General features: G+C 70.7%; 13 protein-coding genes (1 of these 13 cut by a window edge). 8 read left to right on the forward strand and 5 right to left on the reverse strand.

Going from position 1 to position 21,717, the window contains the following annotated elements; genetic code table 11:
* The 3 genes from ACFXN1_RS28010 to ACFXN1_RS28020 form a co-directional block, all read left to right on the forward strand.
* Positions 1–12,408, forward strand: the 3' portion of a protein-coding gene (locus ACFXN1_RS28010; protein WP_379463703.1) for a non-ribosomal peptide synthase/polyketide synthase. It extends 6,486 nt beyond the left edge of the window; only the last 12,408 of its 18,894 coding nucleotides appear in the window; its start codon lies off the left edge, out of view; its stop codon occupies positions 12,406–12,408.
* Between the two features lie 13 nt (positions 12,409–12,421).
* Positions 12,422–12,640 (forward strand): MbtH family protein, encoded by a 219-nt coding sequence (locus ACFXN1_RS28015; protein WP_354836456.1) that lies wholly within the window; start codon positions 12,422–12,424, stop codon positions 12,638–12,640.
* 120 nt (positions 12,641–12,760) lie between these two features.
* Complete coding sequence (locus ACFXN1_RS28020; protein WP_157184737.1) at positions 12,761–12,907, forward strand: hypothetical protein; 147 nt, start codon at positions 12,761–12,763, stop codon at positions 12,905–12,907.
* A gap of 322 nt (positions 12,908–13,229) precedes the next feature.
* Here the strand turns inward: ACFXN1_RS28020 and ACFXN1_RS28025 are convergent, their stop codons facing one another.
* Positions 13,230–13,712 (reverse strand): ester cyclase, encoded by a 483-nt coding sequence (locus ACFXN1_RS28025; RefSeq protein ID WP_379399462.1) that lies wholly within the window; start codon positions 13,710–13,712, stop codon positions 13,230–13,232.
* A gap of 102 nt (positions 13,713–13,814) precedes the next feature.
* Here ACFXN1_RS28025 and ACFXN1_RS28030 point away from each other — a divergent pair, with 102 nt between their 5' ends.
* Entirely contained in the window at positions 13,815–14,483 is a 669-nt protein-coding gene (locus ACFXN1_RS28030; RefSeq protein ID WP_379443358.1) for a TetR/AcrR family transcriptional regulator C-terminal domain-containing protein, read from the forward strand.
* A gap of 25 nt (positions 14,484–14,508) precedes the next feature.
* On the opposite strand, the gene ACFXN1_RS28035 is transcribed toward ACFXN1_RS28030, so the two are convergent.
* Entirely contained in the window at positions 14,509–15,384 is an 876-nt protein-coding gene (locus tag ACFXN1_RS28035; protein WP_379443356.1) for an esterase/lipase family protein, read from the reverse strand.
* Between the two features lie 525 nt (positions 15,385–15,909).
* Positions 15,910–16,131 carry a hypothetical protein gene (locus ACFXN1_RS28040; protein WP_379443355.1) on the reverse strand — a complete coding sequence of 74 codons (222 nt, stop codon included), beginning with the start codon at positions 16,129–16,131 and terminating at the stop codon, positions 15,910–15,912.
* A 321-nt stretch (positions 16,132–16,452) separates the two neighbouring features.
* Between ACFXN1_RS28040 and ACFXN1_RS28045 the strand changes: the two genes are divergently transcribed.
* On the forward strand, positions 16,453–16,656 hold the full coding sequence (locus ACFXN1_RS28045) for a hypothetical protein (RefSeq protein ID WP_364614165.1): 204 nt from the start codon (positions 16,453–16,455) through the stop codon (positions 16,654–16,656).
* Positions 16,657–16,659: 3 nt separating this feature from the next.
* Here the strand turns inward: ACFXN1_RS28045 and ACFXN1_RS28050 are convergent, their stop codons facing one another.
* Positions 16,660–17,880, reverse strand: coding sequence for a TetR/AcrR family transcriptional regulator (locus ACFXN1_RS28050; RefSeq protein WP_379443361.1), 1,221 nt, complete (start codon positions 17,878–17,880; stop codon positions 16,660–16,662).
* Between the two features lie 95 nt (positions 17,881–17,975).
* Between ACFXN1_RS28050 and ACFXN1_RS28055 the strand changes: the two genes are divergently transcribed.
* Positions 17,976–18,419: an SRPBCC family protein gene (locus tag ACFXN1_RS28055; RefSeq protein WP_354836440.1), complete on the forward strand. Its 444-nt coding sequence runs from the start codon at positions 17,976–17,978 to the stop codon at positions 18,417–18,419.
* Positions 18,420–18,439: 20 nt separating this feature from the next.
* Positions 18,440–19,204, forward strand: a complete 765-nt coding sequence (locus tag ACFXN1_RS28060) for an enoyl-CoA hydratase (protein ID WP_379463704.1) — start codon at positions 18,440–18,442, stop codon at positions 19,202–19,204.
* A gap of 244 nt (positions 19,205–19,448) precedes the next feature.
* On the opposite strand, the gene ACFXN1_RS28065 is transcribed toward ACFXN1_RS28060, so the two are convergent.
* Complete coding sequence (locus ACFXN1_RS28065; protein ID WP_379443351.1) at positions 19,449–20,039, reverse strand: TetR/AcrR family transcriptional regulator; 591 nt, start codon at positions 20,037–20,039, stop codon at positions 19,449–19,451.
* Between the two features lie 112 nt (positions 20,040–20,151).
* Between ACFXN1_RS28065 and ACFXN1_RS28070 the strand changes: the two genes are divergently transcribed.
* Positions 20,152–21,714 (forward strand): carboxyl transferase domain-containing protein, encoded by a 1,563-nt coding sequence (locus ACFXN1_RS28070; RefSeq protein ID WP_379443349.1) that lies wholly within the window; start codon positions 20,152–20,154, stop codon positions 21,712–21,714.
* Positions 21,715–21,717: the final 3 nt, after the last annotated feature.

Consider the following 21,717-nt stretch of genomic DNA (forward strand, 5'->3'; position numbering starts at 1 on the left):
ACCGATGCGGCCCGCATGGAGGGCGCGCAGGACTTCGCCCTGCCCGGCCTGACCGTGGCCCCGATCGAGATCGACGACCCCACGGTCAAATTCGACCTGCACCTGGTGGTCGGCGAGCTGGGCGACCAGGCCGGCCTGAGCGGCAATCTGCGCTACGCGACCGAGCTGTTCGACGCCGGCACCGCCGCCGCGCTCGCCGAGCGGCTGAGCCGGGTGCTGGCCTCCGTGGCCGCCGACGCGACAGTGCGGGTCGGGGACATCGACCTGCTCGACGCCGCCGAGCGGACCCGGATCCTGCACGAGTGGAACGACACCGCCGCCGCGCTCGACCTGCCCGCGGGCGACGCCGCGACGCTGGTGTCGCTGTTCGAGACCCAGGTGGCCCGGACTCCCGACGCGACCGCTCTCACCTTCGAGCACGCCGATACCTCCCAACCGGCTGCGAGCTTGACGTACAGCGAGTTCGCCGTGCGCGTACGGCAGCTGGCGCGCTGGCTGATCGGCGAGGGCGTCGGCCCGGATTCCTTCGTGGCCCTGGGCATGCGGCGCTCCGTCGACCTGCTGGTCGGCATGTACGCGGTGGCCGCCGCCGGCGCCGCGTACGTGCCGTTGGACCCGGACCACCCGGCCGAGCGCATCGAATACATTCTCGACACCGCCGATCCGGTCACCGTGCTGACCTCGGGCGAGGACCTGGCGATGGATGTCGCGCAGGTGCGGATCGATCTGCTGGACCTGACCGGATTCTCCGACGAGCCGATCACCGACGCGGATCGCGCTGCGCCGCTGCGGGCTTCGAACAATGCCTACGTCATCTTCACCTCCGGTTCGACCGGCCGCCCGAAGGGCGTGGCGGTGCCGCATTCGGCCATCGTCAATCGTCTGGTCTGGATGCAGGCCGAGTACGGCCTGACCGCCGCCGACGTGGTGCTGCAGAAGACTCCGGTCACCTTCGACGTGTCGGTGTGGGAGTTCTTCTGGCCGTTGCTGATCGGCGCCACGCTGGCGGTGGCGCGGCCGGAGGCGCACCGCGACCCGGCTCAGCTCGCGGAACTCATTGCCCGCGAAGGCGTCACGGTCACCCACTTCGTGCCGTCCATGCTCGCGGTTTTCGTCGCGGAGGAGGCGGCCGCGCGCTGCACCAGCCTGCGCCAGGTGTTCGCATCGGGCGAGGCTCTCCCGCCGAAGTCCGCGCATCGACTACGTGAGCTGACCGGCGCCGAGCTGCACAACCTCTACGGTCCGACCGAGGCCGCCGTCGACGTGACTTATCACCAGGTCACCGCTGCCGACGTGGACTCGGTGCCGATCGGCCGCCCGGTGTTCAACACCCAGGTGTACGTGCTGGATTCGCGGCTGCGGCCGGTGCCCGCGGGTATCGCCGGTGAGCTCTACCTCGCGGGCGATCAGCTCGCCATCGGCTACGTGGCACGCCCGGACCTCACCTCGGATCGCTTCGTGGCCAACCCCTTCGGTGTCTCCGAGCGCATGTATCGCACCGGTGACCTGGTGAAGTGGCTCGGCAACGGCGAACTGGAATACCTGGGCCGCACCGATTTCCAGGTGAAGCTGCGCGGCCTGCGCATCGAGCTCGGCGAGATCGAATCCGCCCTGGCCGAATCGGCGTCGATCGCCCAGGCGGCGGTCGTGGTGCGCGGTTCCGGCCGCGCCGGCGCCGAGCCACAGCTGGTCGCCTACCTGGTGCCCGCCCCGGGCGCGGAGATCTCGCCCTTCGAGTTGAAATCAGCGCTCGCGCAGCGCCTTCCGGCCTACATGGTGCCCGCTGTCTATGTGACGCTGGACGCCCTCCCGCTCAATGCCTCCGGCAAGCTCGACCGCGCCGCCCTGCCCGCGCCGGCGGCCGCCGGCTCCGCCTTCCGCGCCCCCACCGGGCCCGAAGAGCGGATCGTCGCGGAGGTCTTCGCCGCCCTGCTCGGGGTCGAGCGGGCCGGCGCCGACGACGACTTCTTCGCGCTGGGCGGCAACTCGCTCATCGCCACCCAGCTGGTGGCGCGCCTGGGCAAGGCCGCGGGCGTGCGGATTCCGCTGCGCGCGGTCTTCGAGGACGCCACGGTCGCCGGGCTGGCGGCCCGGATCTCCGCGGCCGACGCCGAAACCGTGGTCGAGCTGCCGCCGGTCTCGGTGCAGCAGCGCGGCGACCGCATCCCGCTGTCCATCGCACAGCAGCGCATGTGGTTCCTCAACCGCTTCGACATCCGCGACGGCTACACCATTCCGTTCGCGCTACGGCTCACCGGCTCCCTGAACCTCGAGGCCCTGCAGGCCGCGGTGGCCGATGTGGTGGACCGGCACGAGACCCTGCGCACCATCTACCCCGAGCACGACGGCGAGGCCAGTCAGCTCGTCCTGCCCGCCGGCACCCGCCTGATCGATCTGATGCCCGAGCCGGTCTCGGCCGCCGAGCTGCCCGGGCTGGTGGAAGCGGTGGCGCGCACCGCCTTCGACGTGACCGCCGAGGTGCCCTTCCGCATCCGCCTGCTCGAGCTCACCGACGAACCCGGCGCCTACCTGCTGGTCATGGTGGTACACCACATCGCCGCAGACGGCTGGTCCTTCGGCCCACTCACCCGCGACATCGCCAGCGCCTACGTGGCCCGCTGCGCGGGGGAGACCCCCAACCTCGCCCCGCTGCCGGTGCAGTACGCCGATTTCGCGCTGTGGCAGCGCGCCGCCCTGGGCAGCCCCGACGACGCCGACTCGGTGCTGGCGCACCAGCTGGCGCACTGGACCCGGCGCCTGCACGGGGTGCCCGACGTGCTGGCCCTGCCCACCGACCGCCCCCGCCCGGCGGTCGCCAGCGGCCGCGGCGCGGGCTTCGGCGGCCGCTTCGACGCCGAATTGCACAAGGCCGTCCTGGATTTCGCAGCCACCCGCCGGGTGACCCCGTTCATGGTGCTGCACACGGCGCTGGCGGTCACGCTGGCCCGGCTCTCCGGCACCGGGGACATCGTCATCGGTACCCCGGTGGCCGGACGCGGTGACGAGGCCCTCGACGACCTGGTCGGCATGTTCGTCAACACCCTGGTGCTGCGCACCGAGGTGCGCCCGGACGCGTCGCTGTCCGAGCTGCTCACCCAGGTCCGCGACACCGACCTGACCGCCTTCGAACACGCCGTGGTGCCCTTCGAAATGCTGGTCGACGCGGTGAATCCGGTGCGCTCCCAGGCGCATTCGCCGCTGTGCCAGGTCACGCTGACCCTGCAGAACCACACCCGGCCCAGCATCCGGCTCAACCGCCTGGCCATCGAGGCGCTCACCGTCGACGCCACCGCCGCCCAGTTCGACCTGGACTGGACCATGGCCGAGACCACCGACGCCGAGGGCGCGCCCGCCGGCATCGAGGTCTACATCACCTACGCCACCGACCTTTTCGACGCCGCGACCATCGGCGCGTTCCAGGACACCTACGAACGCGTGCTGCGCGCCCTGCTCGCCGACTCGCGCACCACCGCCGGGGACGTGGAGATCATGGCGCGCGCCGAACGCGGTGTGCTGCTGGTGGATCGCAATGCCACCACCCGGGTGCTGCCCGCCGAGACCCTGGCCGAGCTGCTCGACGCCCGCGCCGCGCAGGACCCCGACGCGGACGCGCTCGTCTTCGAGGGCGACCGGGTCGCCTACGCCGACCTGGCGCGGCGGGTGAATCGCCTGAGCCGCCTGCTGATCTCGGCGGGTGTCGGCCCGGACGCCATCGTCGGCGTCACCGCGCAGCGCTCGATCGACATGGTGGTGGCGCTGTACGCCGTCGTGGCCGCCGGCGCCGCCTACGTGCCGGTCGATCCGTCGCATCCGGCCGACCGCATCGCGCACGTCCTCGGTACCTCCGCCGCCACCCTGGTGCTCACCGTCGGCGGCGCGGAGCTGCCCGCACTCGAGGGCGTGCGCGTGCTCGATGTCGCCGAGCTGACGGAATCCGGTGCCCTGGACGGTCTTTCGGACCAGCCGATCACCGATGCCGACCGGCGGGGCGTACTGCGGCCGGACAACCTCGCCTATGTCCTCTACACCTCCGGCTCCACCGGCCTGCCCAAGGGCGTGGCGACCAGCCACCGCGCCATCATGAACCAGCTGCGCTGGCTCGAGGACCGCTACGGCGTCACCCGCGCCGACCGCATCATGCAGCGCGCCCCGCTGGCCTTCGACGTCTCGGTGTGGGAGTGCTTCCTGCCCGCCATGGTCGGTGCGCCCCTGGTGATTCCGCGTCCCGGCGGCCACCAGGACCTCGACTACCTGGCCGGGCTCATGCGCGAATTCGGCGTCACCATCGCCGAACACGTGCCGTCGGTGCTGGCGGCCCTGGTCGCCGAGGGCCACGGCGACGCGCTGCGCTCGTTCCGCCACCTGCACACCGGTGGCGAGGCGCTGCCCGTCGAACTGCTCGGCCGCCTGCGCGAGCTGGTGAGCGGCTCGGTGCACAATGCCTACGGCCCGACCGAGGCCGCGATCTCGACCATCTACCACGAATTCTCCGACGCCGACCCGGATTTCGAGGTCGCCATCGGCCGCCCGAACTGGAACACCCGCGCCTACGTACTCGACGCCCGGCTGCGCCCGGTGCCCACCGGTGTCATCGGTGAGCTCTACCTGGCCGGTGCGCAGCTGGCCCGCGGCTACCAGGGCCGGGGCGGGCTCACCGCCGACCGGTTCGTGGCCGACCCGTTCGGGGTGCCCGGCGCGCGCATGTACCGCACCGGCGATCTGGTGCGCTGGAACCGCACCGGCGACCTGGTGTACGTGGGCCGCAACGACTTCCAGGTGAAGCTGCGCGGCCAGCGCATCGAACTGGGCGAGATCGAGGCGGCCCTGCTGTCCGCGCCCGGCGTCGCGCACGCGGTGGTGCTGCTGGCCCGCGACACCGCCGGGACCGACTGCCTGGTCGGCTACGTGTCCGGCGCCGGGGTCGACGCCGAGACCGTGCTCGAGCACGCCCGCACCCAGCTGCCCTCCTACATGCTGCCCGCCCACCTGGCGGTGCTGGCGGAGATGCCGCTCACCAGCGTCGGCAAGCTGGACCGGAATGCCCTGCCCCCGGTCGAATTCACCGCCGCCACCGTCGCCTACCGCGCGTCCGCGCCGGGCACCGAGGCCATGCTGGCCGCCCTGATCGGGGATCTGCTCGGCGGCGTCACCATCGGCGCCGACGACGACTTCTTCGCGCGCGGCGGCAACTCCCTGCTGGCCATGCGCCTGGTGGCGCGTGCCAATGCCGCCCTGGGCGCGGAGCTGAGCGTGCGCCAGCTGTTCGAGGCGCCGACCGTCGCCGAGCTGGCGGCCCGGATTCGCGGCGGTGGGCAGCGCCTGCCGCTGCGGCGCATGCCGCGACCGGAGCGAATCCCGCTGTCGCTGGCCCAGACCCGGATGTGGCTGCTCAACCGCCTGGACCCGGAATCCGCGGCCTACAACGTGCCCGCGGCCGTCCGCGTCACCGGCGAGATCGACACCGGCGTGCTGAGCGCCGCCTTCGCCGACGTGATCGGCCGCCACGAGACGCTGCGCACCATCTACCCGGCCGACGCGGACGGGGTCGGCTACCAGCTGGTCCTGCCCGCCGACAGCGCGCTCCCGACCCTGGAGATGCGGACCGGCGCCGACGCGGCCGACCTCACCCGGATCGAGAGCTTCGTGGGGCGCGGCTTCGACGTCACCACCACGGTGCCGGTGCGCGCCGCGCTCATTCGCGAATCCGAGCACAGCCACGTGCTGGTGGTGGTGCTGCACCACATCGCCGGCGACGGCCAGTCGGAGGATCCGCTGCTGCGCGACACCATCACCGCCTACCTGTCCCGCGCCGCGGGCCAGGCGCCGGTGTGGACGGAACTGCCGGTGCAGTACGCCGATTACGCGCTCTGGCAGCGGGCTGTCCTGGAGCAGTCCGGCTCACGCGAGCTGGCGTACTGGACCGAGGCGCTGGCCGATCTGCCCGAGGAGCTGCCGCTGCCGACCGACCGGCCCCGGCCGGCCGTGGCCTCCGGGCGCGGCGCCCGGGTGCAGGCGCGGCTGGACGGTGGCCTGGCCGCCGCGATCAAGCGAATCGCGGAGGCGCACAACGTCACTCCGTTCATGGTGTGGCATGCCGCGCTCGCGGTACTGCTGGCCCGGATGTCGGGATCGGCCGACATCACCATCGGCACCCCGCTCGAGGGCCGCGGCAATGCCGCCCTCGACGACCTGGTCGGCATGTTCGTCAACACCCTGGCGCTGCGCACCCGCCCGGAACCGGGCCTCGGCTTCGACGCGCTGCTGGCGCAGACCCGCGAGGTCGATCTGGCCGCCTTCGACCATGCGACGGTGCCGTTCGACCAGGTGGTCGAGGCCCTCGGCGTGCCCCGCACGCAGGCCCGCAACCCACTGTTCACCGTGGTCCTGAGCTACATGAACCTGGGTGCGCAGACCTACGCGGTGCCGGGCCTGGTGCTGGAGCCGGTCGACTTCGAACACCGGGTGGCCCGGTTCGATCTGCAGTTCACCGTTTCCGACGAACCCGATGTCGACGGCCACCTGGCCATCGAATTGAACTACGCCACCGACCTTTTCGACGAGGTCACCGCGGCCGGTCTGCTGCGCCGCCTGGGCCGCGTGCTCGGTGCGATCGCCGTCGACGCCACCGTCCCGGTCGGCGAGATCGACCTGATGTCCCCGTCGGAACGCGCGGGACTGCTGGATCGCGGTGCCGTGCTACCGGTTCCGCCGCGCACCCTCGGCTCCTACTTCGCCGAGGCCGCCGCGGCCCACCCGGACGATATCGCGCTGCACTACCGGGACCGGGAGTTCACCTACCGCGAGCTCGATGCCGAGTCCTCCCGGCTCGCCCGGGTGCTCATCGGCCGTGGCATAGGCGCGGAAGACTATGTCGCCCTGGCGGTTCCGCGCTCGGACCTGACCCTGCTGGCGGTGTGGGCCATCGCCAAGACGGGCGCGGCCTTCGTCCCGGTCGACCCGAACTACCCGGCCGACCGCATCGAGCACATGCTGACCGACTCCGGCTCCACCTTCGGCCTGACCGTCACCGGCAGCCGCGACCGGCTGCCCGGCGCGGCCACCTGGCTGGTGCTCGACGCACCCGAATTCGTCGCGGCCACGGCCGGTCTCGACGCGCAGCCGATCGCGGCGAGCGAGCTGCGCCGTCCGGTGCGGATCGCCAACCCGGCGTGGATGATCTACACCTCCGGTTCCACCGGCCTGCCCAAGGGCGTCGTCGTCTCGCACGGCGGCGTCGCGGGCATCGCGGTCACCCAGCGCGAGCGCTACCGCCTGGGCGCCGACGCCCGGGTGCTGCAGGTGTCCTCGCCGAGCTTCGACGCCTACCCGCTGGAGATCCTCATGGCCACGCCGGTCGGCGCGCGCCTGGTGATCGCCCCGGCCGAGGTGTACGGCGGCGCGGAACTCACCGGCCTGATGGCCGCCGAGGGTGTCACCCACGCCTTCATCACGCCCTCGGTACTGCAGACCCTGGACCCGGAACAGCTGCCGGAACTGCGCGAACTATCCATCGGCGGTGAGGGTTTCGGCCCCGACACCGTGGCCCGCTGGAGTACCGGACGGCGGGCCGCGCACAACGGCTACGGTCCGACCGAGACCACCATCACCTGCAATATCAGCGCGCCCCTGCTGCCCGGCGAGCCGGTCGAGCTGGGCGCCATGACCGCCGGCATGACCGCGGTCGTGCTCGACGCCCGGCTGCGGCCGGTGCCGGTCGGCGTCACCGGTGAGCTGTACGTGAACGGCCCGGGCGTGGCGCGCGGATACCATGCGCGGCCTGGACTCTCGGCCGAGCGCTTCGTGGCCGACCCGTACGGGGCGCCGGGCGAGCGGCTCTATCGCACCGGTGACCTGGTGCGCTGGACGGCCCGGGCGGACGGCCGCCGCGGGCTCGAATACGTCGGCCGCGCCGACCATCAGGTGAAGGTGCGCGGCCTGCGCATCGAGCTCGGCGAGATCGACGCGGCACTGACCGCCCACGAGACGGTCGAATTCGCCGTCACCCTCGGCCACACCGACGCCGCCGGCGCGGTCGCGCTGGTGTCGTACGTGGTGGCCGCGCCCGGACACGCCATCGACCTGGACGAGCTGGCCGCCCACGCGGGCCGCTCGCTGGCCGCGTACATGGTGCCCGCATCGATCATGGTGCTCGACGCCGTCCCGCTCACCCCGGTCGGCAAGCTGGATCGAAAGGCCCTGCCGGAGCCGGTCTTCCGCACCGTCGAATTCCGGGCCCCGCGCACCGACGCCGAGCGCACGGTCGCCGGGGTGGTCGCCGCGGTGCTCGGCACCGCGGACGCGGAGCGGGTCGGCCTCGCCGACGACTTCTTCGCGCTCGGCGGAAATTCGCTCACCGCGACACAGCTGGCCGCGCGCCTGAGCGCCGCGTTCGGCGTGCCGGTGCCGGTGCGGGCGGTGTTCGAGCACTCGACCGTGGAGGCGCTGGCCGCCGCGGTGCTCGCGATCGACTCGGACGCCCCCGCCCGCCCGCCGCTGCTGCCCCGGACGGTGACCGGCCCGGTCCCGGTTTCTCTTGCACAGCAGCGCATGTGGTTCCTGAACCGCCTGGATCCGGACTCCACCGCCTACAACATCCCGCTCCCCATCCGCCTGACCGGACCGCTGGACGTGGCGGCGCTGACCACCGCGATCACCGACGTGGTGGTCCGGCACGAGGTGCTGCGCACCGTCTACCCGGAAACCGAGTCGGGTCCGGTGCAGGTGGTGCTGCCCGCCACCGCGGCCACGGATCTGCCTGCGCTGGAGACGATTCCGGTGACCGAAGAAACGGTCATGGCGGCCGTCCTCGAGGTGATCGGCCAGGGCTTCGACGTCACCGCGACCGTGCCGCTGCGGGCGGCGCTGTTCCAGCTGGCCCTGGAGGACCACGTCTTCGTGGTCGTCATGCACCACATCGCGGGTGACGGCAGCTCGCTGGTGCCGCTGGCCCGCGATGTCATGACGGCCTACGCGGCGCGCAAGTCGGGCGTTGCTCCGGCCTGGACGCCGCTGCCGATCCAGTACGCGGATTACGCGGTCTGGCAACGCGAACTGCTCGGCTCCGAGGACGATCCCGCCTCGCTGGTCTCCCGGCAGCTGGGCTTCTGGACCGAGACGCTGGCCGGACTGCCCCCGCTGCTCACCCTGCCCGCCGACCGCCCCCGGCCGGTGGTGCTGGACACCGACGGCCGCCGCGTCGATTTCACCATCGACGCCGAAACCCACACGGCCCTCGCCGAATTGGGCCGATCCAGCGGTGCGACCCTGTTCATGACCGTGCACGCGGCCTTCGCGGCCCTGCTGTCCCGGCTGACCGGCTCGACCGATATCGCGGTCGGCACCCCGGTCGCCGGGCGCGGTGACGCGGCGCTGGACGATCTGGTCGGCATGTTCGTCAATACCCTGGTGCTGCGCACCGAGGTCGCCCCGGCCGCAGGCTTCACCGACCTGCTGCGGCGGGTCCGGGCCCGCGACGTCGCGGCCTTCGACCACGTGGACGTGCCCTTCGAGCGGCTGGTCGAGGTGCTCAACCCGGAGCGTTCGACCGCGCGTCACCCGCTGGTGCAGGTCGGTTTCTCCTTCCACAACCAGGACCGGGCGGCCTTCGATCTGGACGGGCTGCGGGTCGGCGCCATCGAATTCGATACCGACGTCTCGCAGTTCGACCTGCACCTGGTGGTCATGGACCGCTACGACGCCGACGGCGCCCCGGCCGGGATGACCGCGACCATGACCTACGCGACCGCACTGTTCGACGAGGTCACCGTCGCCGGATTCGCCGAACGCCTGGAGCGGCTGCTGGCGGGCGTGATCGCCGACCCGCACGGTCCGATCGGCGACGTGGACATCCTCGGCGAGAGGGAAAGCGAACGCCTGCTGCGGTCCTGGAACGCGGCCGACAGCGGCCTCCCCGCGCGCGGGCTGCTCGACGAGTTCGATGCTCAGGTGCGACGCACTCCATTCGCCCTCGCGGTCGTCGAGGACGGGCGGGCACTGAGCTACCGCGACTTCGCCGAGCGGGTCGACCGGCTGGCCCGGGTGCTCATCGGCGCGGGCGTCGGCCCGGAAACGCTGGTGGCGCTGGCGCTTCCGCGCAGCATCGAACTGCTGATCGCCATGTACGCCGTGGTGCGGGCGGGCGGGGCCTATGTCCCGCTGGATCCCGCGCACCCGATCGAGCGCACCGCGATGGTCCTCGGGACGGCCGCGCCGGCCGTGGTGCTCACCAGCTCCACCCGGACCATGACGCTGCCGGACGACCTGCCAGACGCCACGACCGTGCTGGACGTCGCGATCGCCGACGATCGCACGCTGCCGGGCACCGCGATTCGCGACGAGGAGCGCCGCGCGCCGTCCTCGCCCGCCGATCCCGCCTACGTGATCTTCACGTCGGGTTCGACCGGCAAGCCCAAGGGCGTGGCCGTGCCGCACGCGGCGGTCGCGCACCAGCTGGACTGGATGCAGTCGGAATACGGTCTCGCCGAGGGCGATTCGGTGCTGTGGATGACCTCCGCGGCCTTCGACCTGTCGGTGTGGGAACTCTGGTGGGCGCTGCGCACCGGATCACGGATCGTGCTGGCTCCCGAAGGCGCACAGCACGACCCGGAGGGACTGCTCGATCAGATCCGCCGGGAGTCCGTCACCACCCTGACCCTGGTGCCCTCGCTGCTGGCCATGCTGGCCGATGTCGCCGGCGCGGACGGTCTGCCGGCGTCACTGCGCCGCCTGCTGGTCATCGGCGAGGCGCTGCCCGCCGAGACGCTCCGGCGCGCCCGGTCCGCGACCGCCGCGCGCATCGACAACCTGTACGGCCCGACCGAGGCGGCGGTGTCGGTCACCCGATTCCGCACCGACACCGACCTGCGCCAGGCCGTGGTGCCGATCGGCACCCCGGAGGCGGGCAACCGGGTGTACGTGCTCGACGACCGGCTGCGACCGGTGCCGGTCGGCGTCCCCGGCGAGCTGTACCTGGGCGGCGCACAGCTGGCCCGCGGCTACCACGACCGCCCGGATCTGACGGCGGAACGGTTCGTGGCCGATCCTTTCGGCCCGGCCGGTTCGCGCCTCTACCGCACCGGCGACCTGGTGCGCTGGGTGCGGTCCGCCGATGCCGGCGTGCTGGAATTCGTGGAGCGCCGCGACTTCCAGGTGAAGGTGCGCGGTTACCGCATCGAGCTCGCCGAGATCGAGCACGCCCTGCGTGCCCAGCCCGGCGTGACCGACGCGGTCGTCGTGGTCGACGGCACGGGCGACTCGGCGCGGCTGGTCGGATACTTCAGCCTCGACGCCGGCGCCGACCCCGCGCAGCTGCGCCCGCGGCTGGCGGGACTGCTGCCCAGCTACATGGTGCCCGAGGCGCTCGTGTGCCTGGACGCCGTGCCGCACAACGCCAATGGCAAGGTCGATCGCGCCGCCCTGCCGGCGCCGGACTTCGCCCCGCGCGAATACCGCGCTCCCGCAACCGAAGTCGAGGCCGCCGTGTGTGCGGTGTTCGCGGAGGTCGTGGGCGTGGACCGGGTCGGCCTGGACGACAACTTCTTCGAGCTGGGCGGCAATTCCCTGCTCGCGGTCCGGCTGGCGACGCGGCTCGGTGAGGCGCTGGGCCGGCAGGTTCCCGTCGTGCTGATCTTCGCCGCGCCGACGCCCGCCGAGATCGCAGGGCCGCTGAGCGCTCCGGGCGGTGTCGACACCGAGGCCGCGTTCGCCGTCCTGCTGCCGCTGCGGCCGTCCGGTACGGGTGCACCGCTGTTCTGCGTGCACCCGGTCGGCGGCATCTCCTGGTCGTTCGCCGGTCTGGCGCCCTACCTGGCGGAGGACCGCCCGATCTACGGTCTGCAGTCGCCGACTCTCGCCGCCGATGTGCCGCTGCCGGATTCGATCGAGGAGTGGGCGGCGCGCTACGTGCGCGAGATCCGCGCCGTACAGCTCGAAGGGCCGTACCACCTGCTCGGCTGGTCGCTCGGCGGTGTGCTCGCCCACGCCATGGCGGTGCAGCTCCAGGACGAGGGGCAGGAGGTCGCGGTCCTGGCCATGCTGGACAGCTCGCTCGAGAGCGACATCGATCCCGAATCCGCCGTCCCGGTGGCGGAACTGCTCGGCGAGGTGCCGGGACTGGTCGACGCCGAAGCGGAGGTCGGCGCGGACCGGGTCGCCCGGATCGTGGACAGCGCGCTCGCGGCCTTCCCGCTCATCGGCGCCTACCGGCCCCGCCGCTTCAAGGGCGACCTGGTGTATTTCCATGCCGCCCTGGACGATCCGAGCGGCAGCTGGGGCATCTCCAGCTGGACCGACGCCATCGACGGCGTGCTGGAGAACCACGCCCTCCCGGCTACTCACTGGCGGATGACCTCGCCCGACGCGCTCACCCACATCGCCCGCGTGCTGAACGCCCGCACTCCCCGGACTTAGGAAGGCAACCCGAATGAGCAATCCCTTCGATGACGAAAACGCGCAGTTCTACGTACTTGTCAACGAGGAGGCCCAGCATTCGCTGTGGCCGGTGTTCGCCGCCGTCCCCGGTGGCTGGACCGTCGCGCACGGTCCGGCCCGCCGGCAGAGCTGCCTGGACTATGTCGAAGCGCACTGGACCGATATGCGGCCGGCGTCGCTGGTCCAGGCGATGGCGGCCGATCCCGAATAGCCCTGCGGCACAACAGTTCCGCAGCCAAGACCCGGGGTCATATCGGCCCCGTGCGGCGGTCCCGAGAAGAAACCACAAATCGAGGGGGTCTGTCCGCGTCGTGAAAGAAAGGGAAACACCATGACCACCACTCCTCCCCCAACCGGTGGCGGAACCACCGTCGACATCGGCGCCCTGATGACCCAGGTGCTGCAGTTCCTCGGCGCTGGTTCCACCGCGAGCTACAACCCCAAGGGCCCGAAGGCCAAGCGCCGCAACGCGAAGTAATTCGCGTCGAACACTGAACACTCTGAAAGGATTTCCATGCCTCTCTACACCGGCAGCGGTTTCACCGACCTCCTCCTGGCCTTCGCCCACCTGGTGACCTCGGGCTCGTCGACCTCGGTCGTCCAGGGCTAGGAGGCGCAATGTTCAGCGGCAGTGCAGTGAACAGCCTCTTCGAGATGATGGCCAAGGCGCTGGGCACCGGTTCCTCGTACACCTTCCCGCCGCAGACCACGACTACTGCGTAGCGGTCGGCCAGGTATGAAGGCCGCCAGGACATTCTGGTCCTGGCGGCCCCGGGCCCGCGACGTCCGGCCGTCGGCGCTCAGTCGACGGCCGGCCAGTCCCAGCCCAGCTGAAGAAACATGCCCAGCCGGTCGCTGACCGCGCGGATCTCGCTGATGCGCGAGTCGGTCAGGGTGAAGATCCAGATCTGCTCGACGTCGCAGGTGCGTCCGGTCGGCTCCGGCATGCGGGCATGCGTGCCGGTGTGGCGGCCGATCACCCGCAGCCGCGCCACGATCCGATCGTCCTCACCGATCAACTCCTGCACCAGGATTCCGCTCTCCTGCTCGTCGATGGCACTGCCTTGTGGCTTGTCGATGGCACTGAAGGCCGCGAGCTGCTGACGGAAGCCCTCGATGGCGGCGCCCGGTGCGTCCTCCTCCCCGAAGATCACCTTGTTGTGGTCGATCACCTGCGGGGACAGGTAACGGACCCACTCGGTCCCACCCTCGAGGCCGTGGTTGAGCGCGTCGATGAACGCGGTGATGACGGTCTTGTTGTCGGCGACGGTGGTGGTGGTCATGCGGTTTCTCCCTTTCCGATGACTCTTACGTCGTAAGAGGTCGTTGCTGTGGACTATGATTCACTTACGACGTAAGAGTTGTCAACACCGGAAGGAAACCCGATGGCCGCCAAGCGCACCCGAGCCGAACGAGCAGGCATTTCCCGCGAGCAGGTGCTCGACGCGGCGCTCGCCTTCGCCGATCGGGACGGCCTGGCCGCGCTGTCCATGCGCAAGCTCGGCGCCGAGCTCGGCGTGGAAGCCATGACCCTGTACCACTACGTCCCGAACAAGGACGCGCTGCTCGACGGCATGGTCGAGCGCGTCATGTCCGAGGCCGACGCCGGATTCACCGACGGCCCTTGGCAATCGGTCCTCGTCGACTACGCCCGCGCCCTGCGGACCGCGCTGCTCGCGCATCCCGGCGCGCTGCCGCTGGTCGCGACCCGGCCCGCGGTGACCCCGAAGACCCTGCACACCGCCGAACGCGGCCTGAAACTATTGGTGGAGGCAGGTTTCGACCTCGGCCCCGCCCTCGACGCCCTGAACGCACTCACCCTGTTCGTGGTGGCCCACGCCAATTCCGAAGCCCATACGGCCCCCGTCAACGAGGCGGGCGATCCCGGGTCGGTCGACTACCTGAAAACCCTCGAGCCCGAGGAATTCCCGCTGATCCTGCAGGCGGCACGCACCGGCGCGGGCACCGATGACCGCACCCGTTTCGAGTTCGCCGTAGCGGCCCTCGTCCACGGCTTCGCCGCCGCGGGACTACCGGCGAATCACCAGGTGTGAGAGCGATACCCGGAATCGCGGCCGGTCAGCGTTGCAGTTGCTGCAGGACCCAGCCCGCGGTTTCGGTGCTGGACCGGATCAGCGAGTGATCCACCGGCTCCGCTCCCGGGAAGAGATCCTCGTACACCGCGTTCACCACACCCGGCTCGTCGAGGGTCGAGCAGGCGGGGGCGGGGGTGGCGAGCTGATCGTTGCGCGTCGCGATCACCGAGTAGGTGACGCCCGGCTGGGTGACCGCGGTGTCGAACAGCGCGCGGTACGTCGGTGAGTCCGGCATCATCTGCATGGCGGTGGCCAAATCCGGCGAACTCGCGGCCAGCAGCGACTGCAGCCACGGCGCCGCGGTCAGCAGCTGCACCGGGGTGATCGGTGGATTCTTCAGGCCGAGGACACCCGCCCCATCGCACCCGCGCACCTCCGGCGTGAGGAAGACCGCGTGATTCACCGTCGGCGCGCCGTCGAGCAGCTTCAGGTAGTAGTTCGACACGATGGTCGCCGCCGAATGCGCCACGATCTCGACCCGGTCGGCCCCGGTCGCCTGGCGCACCTTCGCGATGAAGTCCGCGACCTGCCGCGCCTCGCCGGGCATATCGCCGTTCCATCGCTTGTCGTTCACGATCCCGCCCTGGAACACCAGGGTGCAGTACCCGGCCCCGCGCAGCGCCCCGACCATGGTGTCCCATTGCGCGGCGGTTTGTTCCGGACTGCCGTCCCCGCCGGGCAGCACCACCACCGGATCCGGGTGCGCGGTCGTCGGCGCGCAATCGATGGCCGGCTCGATGGTGTCCCCGGCCGGGAGTGTCCGGCTTCCGGACCCGGTATCCGGCGCAGCCTGCGCCGTTCCCATCGACAGCACCGCAGCCCCCGCGACGACAGCGGCGATCTTCGCCATAATTCTCATGGACACAACGCCTTCCGGCCCGATTCGTGTAACCCGCCCGAAACCTCGTTAACCGGCAGTTTCCGACCCGCGGGCCCTTGGGTGCCGACGCTGCCTTGGGTACTATTCTGCCGCAACCGATTCCAAGGAGACTACGTGTATCCGCAGCACACGCAACAGGGTGCTGCCGCCGGCTCGTAGTCGCTGGTCGAGGGCATGGGTCCGCCGATATCCCGATCGACGACGTCCCTGATCCTGTCCGGTAGGACCCGGCGGCGTGGTGGGGCGCGGCCCGCGAGGTCTCGCCCACCGCGCCGGTCACCGGCGCGGGGTCGATGCCGTATTCGGCGCCCGGATACCCGCGCGAGTGCCGCAGCGTGGCCGGCGCCTTGGCCCGTATTGCGCGGTCGCGAGCAACCGGGCGATTTCCTCGCGTGAGGGGATGCGCGTCTAAGACGGTGCGCAGTTCGATGGTGACCTCGGTGAGCCGATTGAGTTCCAGTTCCACCGCCGCGCGCATTTCCGCCGCAGCGAGCCGGAGATCTGTTAGTCCCTCGTATAGCGAATGTGCACTTGCAGCATCGACAGGCCGGTTGGCGGCGGATTGCCTTCCCGCAGATCGTCGATGAGCCGATCGGTGCTGGTGGCGCGGCCGCCCGCAGCGGCGAGGCGGGCCGGCGAAGTCCGTAACACGATGGCTCCCAAACCAACCGACTGGTCTTCTATGCTGAGTTGGATCGGGCCGAGTGCGTGAATCGGTTCGACCATATGACAGCAATTATTCCGCCGAGACGCGGCCGCAAACGGCGGAAACCGGTGAGTGAATTCGACTCGCGCGTGCAGCTTCAACCATCGGCGAATGTTTGGCAAATATATTTGCTCAGAAGAGAAGCCCTAATCACCACGAAAGAGTCTCGGGAGCGTGGCGGCGAATACTTTTCGGCATGACCGCTACACCGGGATTGCCAATGGTGACCGCAATGAGCAGGAGCGAGGACGACGAGGCCGTGCCTGGCGGCGATTATGCGCGCCGCAGCCTGGCTGCCCGGAGTCCCGCAATCGCTGACGGGTAGCTATGAGAGGAAGACCATGAGCCGGAGTGACACGGTCGAACCGAACACCATCGGCCTCTACTGGGACCGCGACGGCGACATCTGGCAGCGGGAGGACGCCGGCTGGCGGCTCATCCTGCAGAGCGGCGTCGCCGTCGATCCGATCTCGCTGTGGGACTGGGACAAAGGGCACGTGTGCGACTACGCGCCGTTCACCCCGCTGAAAACCCTGGCCGGTTAGCCCTCAGGACTCCGGCGTCCCGGCTCCGAAGAGGGTGACCTCCATGAGCCGGATCACCCTGGGCTGCGGGCAGATCGCCGGATACCCGCCGAACTCCCGGCCCAGGTCCACCACCAGACCGAAGGCGGCCTGCACCAGGATGCGCGCCTCGCCCTCGGACAGTTCCGGGCGCACCGCCACCAGCAGCCGCACCCACTCGGTCACGATGAGCCGCTGCACATTGCGCAGCATGGTGCGCTCCTCGGCGGCGACGTGCCCGAACTCGGCGTAGTACACGAAGGTCAGCTCGCGTTCGGCGAACGACCCCGCGACGTACAGGTCGACCAGCTTGCTCATCGCCTCGGCCGGACTCGACGAGGACGCCACCGCCGGCCCGATCGCCCCCGACACCCGATCCGCCGCCCGGCGGAACGCGGCGGCCAGCAGATCGCCCTTGCTGCGGTAGTAGCGGTACACCGCCGAGGCCGCCGACAGATCCGCCGCCGCCGCGATGTCCTCCACGCTCACGTTCGGATAGCCGCGCGCGTGGAACAGCTCGACGGCCTTCTTGAGCAGCAGCTCGTGCTTGAAGCTCTGCGGAATCTCCACCGCCCGCGGCGGCTCGGCGGCGGTGCCCTCGGGCGGCAGCTCGGTCGCGATGATGGCGTCGCAGGCCGAATGTAGCAGGGCCGTCAGCGATTTCGCGGGCAGCGTGGCGTGATGGTCGCCAATGCTGGAGATGACGCTGAGTATCGACACCGCCCGCACCGCGCGACTGTGCCCGTCCAGTTCGGGCCGCACATCCGCGATGAGCCCGCGCAGGGTGGCCAGCGCCGCGGTGAACTGCTCCTCGAGGGTCTGCCGGTCGGTGTCGTCGAGGTAGCGGCGCTCCCAGCGCACCAGGGTGACCGTGGCGCGATTGGCGATGGTCTCGGCGATCAACCGGTCCAGCACCCGGTCCAGCCGTTCGCGCGGGGACAGGCCCTCGGACTCGTCGGGCGGGGTGGCGGCCTCCGCGGTCAGCCGCGCCAGCCGCAGCAACTCCTCGCGGAAGAGCGCGTATTTGCTCGGATAGTGGCGATACAGTGCGGCCGAGGAAATGCCGAGCCGCGCGGCGATGTCCTCCATGCTGACGCCGTGATAGCCGAGCGAACCGAAGGCGGCGGCCGAGGTGGCGGCGATCTGGGCGCGCCGGTTCTTCGGGCGGCGGCGGATCACGCGCTGCGGCTGCTCCTCGACGGTCATATTCGCAATCGTAGTCACCAGGCATTTCCGTCGACGCCGCGCCGCCGATCTCGTAGGCTGCCCACAGGATCCGCGTCCATCAGAACGGAGCCGGCATGCGCACGGTCGATGTCGAACGCACCATCGCGGCAGCACCGCCCGACGTCTTCGACTGGCTCACCGATGTCGCCAATTACCAACGGGTCCCGATGGTCCGCCGCGTCACCCTGGTGCGTCCCGGCGATACCGCGGGCAACGGTGCGGGCGCGGTGCGCCTGGTGGTGACCCCGCTGCTGCGCCTCACCGAGGAGATCGTGGAATACGATCCGCCCCGCCTCATGCGCTACCGATTGCTGAATTCCGTTCCGCCGCTGCGGCATCAGGAGGGTTCCATCACCTGCGCGCCGGTCGCGTCCGGCACCCGGGTGCGCTGGTCGTCCACCTTCGAGATCGCCGCGCCCGTGCTCGCGCCGCTGTGGACGCGGATCTTCCTGCCGGTGGTGCGCGGCGGCTTCGTCATGGTGCTGCGAACCGCGGAGCGCGAGTTGGGCGGGCGGTGACGCGGGTTACCATCTGGGCCATGGCGGAGATCAAGGTGGAGCGCCTGAAATCAGTGGCGCTCGTAACGGTGCACGACCCCGACAAGCGGAATGCGTTGACGCTGGACCTGTCCGCCGATCTCGCGGACGCGGTGGCGGACGCGGAGGCCGACGACTCGGTACACGCGCTGGTGGTCACCGGCACGCCCCCGGCCTTCTGCGCGGGCGCGAACCTGACCGCCCTGGGTGAGGCGAAAGAGGAGGGCCTGCGGGCCATCTACGAGGGCTTCCTGGCGGTGGCGCGCTGCAAGCTGCCCACCGTCGCGGCGGTCGGCGGCGCGGCGGTCGGCGCGGGCCTGAACCTGGCCCTGGCCGCGGACGTGCGATTCGCGAATCCCAAGGCGCGCTTCGACGCTCGCTTCCTGCGCCTGGGCATCCACCCGGGCGGCGGCATGACCTGGATGCTGCAGCGCGCGGTCGGCCCACAGCAGGCCACGGCCATGACGCTGTTCGGCGAGGTGCTCGACGCGCAGGCCGCCGCGCAGGCCGGTCTGGTGCACCGCGTCGTCGACGGCGATCATGCCGCCCTGGTGGCCACCGCCGTCGAATTCGCCTCCGCCACCGCGGAAGTCCCGCGCGAGCTGCTCATCACCACCAAGCGCACCATGCGCGCCACCCGCGCCCTGGCAGCCCACGCCGAGGCGGTGAACACCGAGGTGGTGCCGCAGCTGGCCTCCCTGGAATCCCCGGAGTTCGCCGCCCGCCTGGCCGCGGCCCAGACCCGGATCACGGGTTCGAAGAACTGAGAAACACAGTGACGGGGGGGGGGGGGGGGGGGAGTAGAGGAAACAACACCCCACCCACCCCGCCACCATCCCCGACCGCGCTCGGGGAGATTCGGCCCGCCACCGCGAGTGCCCCGCGCCGTGGCGTGGTCGCTGGCCCGTCGGGCTGCGGGGCCACCTCGCCCGACCCCGCTCCGCGCGGGCGGATCATCTCCGCCCGCGCCACATCCATACCGCGCCAGGGGAATTCAGCCCAGTGCCGACCTCACCCCAGAGCCGCGAGCGCCATCTTCCGCAGCACCGGCCGTGCACGGGTCGCGCTGGCCGGCGCGCTGTGCGGCGTGGAGTTGATCAGGCCGAAAGTCGCGTGCGCCTGCACGCGCGCCGCCTGCTCGAGTAGCTCCGGCCGCAGTTCACGCAGCACCGCCACCCAGACCTCCACGTACTGCCGCTGGGTGCGCCGCACCTGACGGCGCGCGGACTCCGGCAGGTTCTCCAGGTCGCGATCCTGGATCCGGATGAGTTCGGGCTCGCCGAGGGCGAAGTCGAGGTGGAAGTCCACCAGCCCGCTCAGCGCCTCCTGCGGCGATGCCGCCTGCTCGGCCACGGCCTGGCCGCCGTCGAGCAGCCGCTGACTGATGCCGACCAGCAGCTCGACCAGCAGCGCCTCCTTGTTGGGGAAGTGCCGATACACCGCGGGCCCACTGATCCCGGCCGCCGCGCCCAGATCGTCGAGCCGCATGCCCAGGAATCCGCGATCGGCGATGAGCCGCGCCCCCGCCTCCAGCAGCTGCTGCCTACGCTGGGCTTTGAGCTGCTCACGACGGGTGATCGTGACGGTTTCCGCAGTGTTCACCGTGGCTCCCTCTCGCCGGTGCTGGACAACTCAGTTAGTGAAGATTATCTTATTTTCCAGTTATTGGTGACTAACCGAGCGGCCGGATCGGCCGAACGGGGAGGCGGAGCGGATGACGCTGACCGAAGGCACACGGACCGGGAACCGGGCCGCGCATCTGGCGCTGGTCGACGAGCTGCGGGAGCAGCTGGCCGTCAGCGCGCTGGGCGGACCGGAGCGGGCCCGGGAACGGCACCTGGCGCGCGGCAAGCTGCTGCCGCGCCAGCGGGTGGACCAGCTGCTGGACACCGGCAGCCCGTTCCTGGAGCTGTCGCCGCTGGCGGCCAACGGCATGTACGACGACGAGTCACCCGGCGCGGGCGTCATCGGCGGTATCGGCCGCGTCTCCGGGCGCGAGTGCGTGATCATCGCCAATGACGCGACGGTCAAGGGCGGCACCTACTACCCGATGACGGTCAAGAAGCACCTGCGCGCCCAGGAGGTGGCGCTGCAGAACAACCTGCCGTGCATCTACCTGGTCGACTCCGGCGGCGCCTACCTGCCCCGTCAGGACGAGGTGTTCCCCGATCGCGAGCACTTCGGCCGCATCTTCTACAACCAGGCGAACATGAGCGCCAAGGGCATCGCGCAGATCTCCGCGGTGCTCGGCTCCTGCACCGCCGGTGGCGCGTACGTGCCCGCCATGAGCGACGAGACCGTCATCGTGCGCAATCAGGGCACCATCTTCCTGGGCGGCCCGCCGCTGGTGAAGGCGGCCACCGGTGAGGTGGTCACCGCCGAGGAGCTGGGCGGCGGCGATCTGCACTCGCGCACCTCGGGTGTCACCGACCACCTCGCCGAGAGCGATCAGGACGCGCTGCGCATCGTGCGCAATATCGTGGCCACCCTCGGCCCGAAGACCCCGACCCCGTGGGATGTCGCGCCGACCGTGGATCCCATTGCGCCGCAGGACGAGCTGTACGACGTGGTCCCGGTGGACCTGCGCACCCCGTACGACGTCCGCGAGGTCATCACCCGCATGGTGGACGGCGGCGAATTCCAGGAGTTCAAGGCCGAATACGGCAAGACGCTGGTCACCGGCTTCGCCCGCATCCACGGCCACCCGGTCGGCATCGTCGCCAACAATGGCGTGCTGTTCAGCGAATCCGCCATGAAGGGCGCGCATTTCATCGAACTGTGCGACAAGCGCCAGATCCCGCTGCTGTTCCTGCAGAACATCACCGGCTTCATGGTCGGGCGCGACTACGAGGCGGGCGGCATCGCCAAGCACGGCGCCAAGATGGTGACCGCGGTGGCGTGCGCCCGCGTGCCCAAGCTGACCGTGGTCGTCGGCGGCTCCTACGGCGCGGGCAACTACTCCATGTGCGGGCGCGCGTATTCGCCGCGCTTCCTGTGGATGTGGCCCAATGCCCGCATCTCGGTCATGGGCGGCGAGCAGGCGGCGTCCGTGCTGGCCACCGTGCGCGGTGACCAGTCCGAGGCGGACCTCGAGGCGTTCAAGGCCCCGATCCGGGAGCAGTACGAACACCAGGGCAACCCGTACTACTCCACGGCCCGCCTCTGGGACGATGGCGTCATCGACCCCGCCGACACCAGAACCGTTGTCGGCCTGGCCCTCTCGGTCTGCGCGCAGGCCCCGCTCGAGCCCGTCTCCTACGGCGTCTTCCGGATGTGATGA

Origin of the sequence: Nocardia sp. NPDC059154, assembly GCF_042755705.1 — a bacterium.
Classification (GTDB): Bacteria; Actinomycetota; Actinomycetes; order Mycobacteriales; family Mycobacteriaceae; genus Nocardia.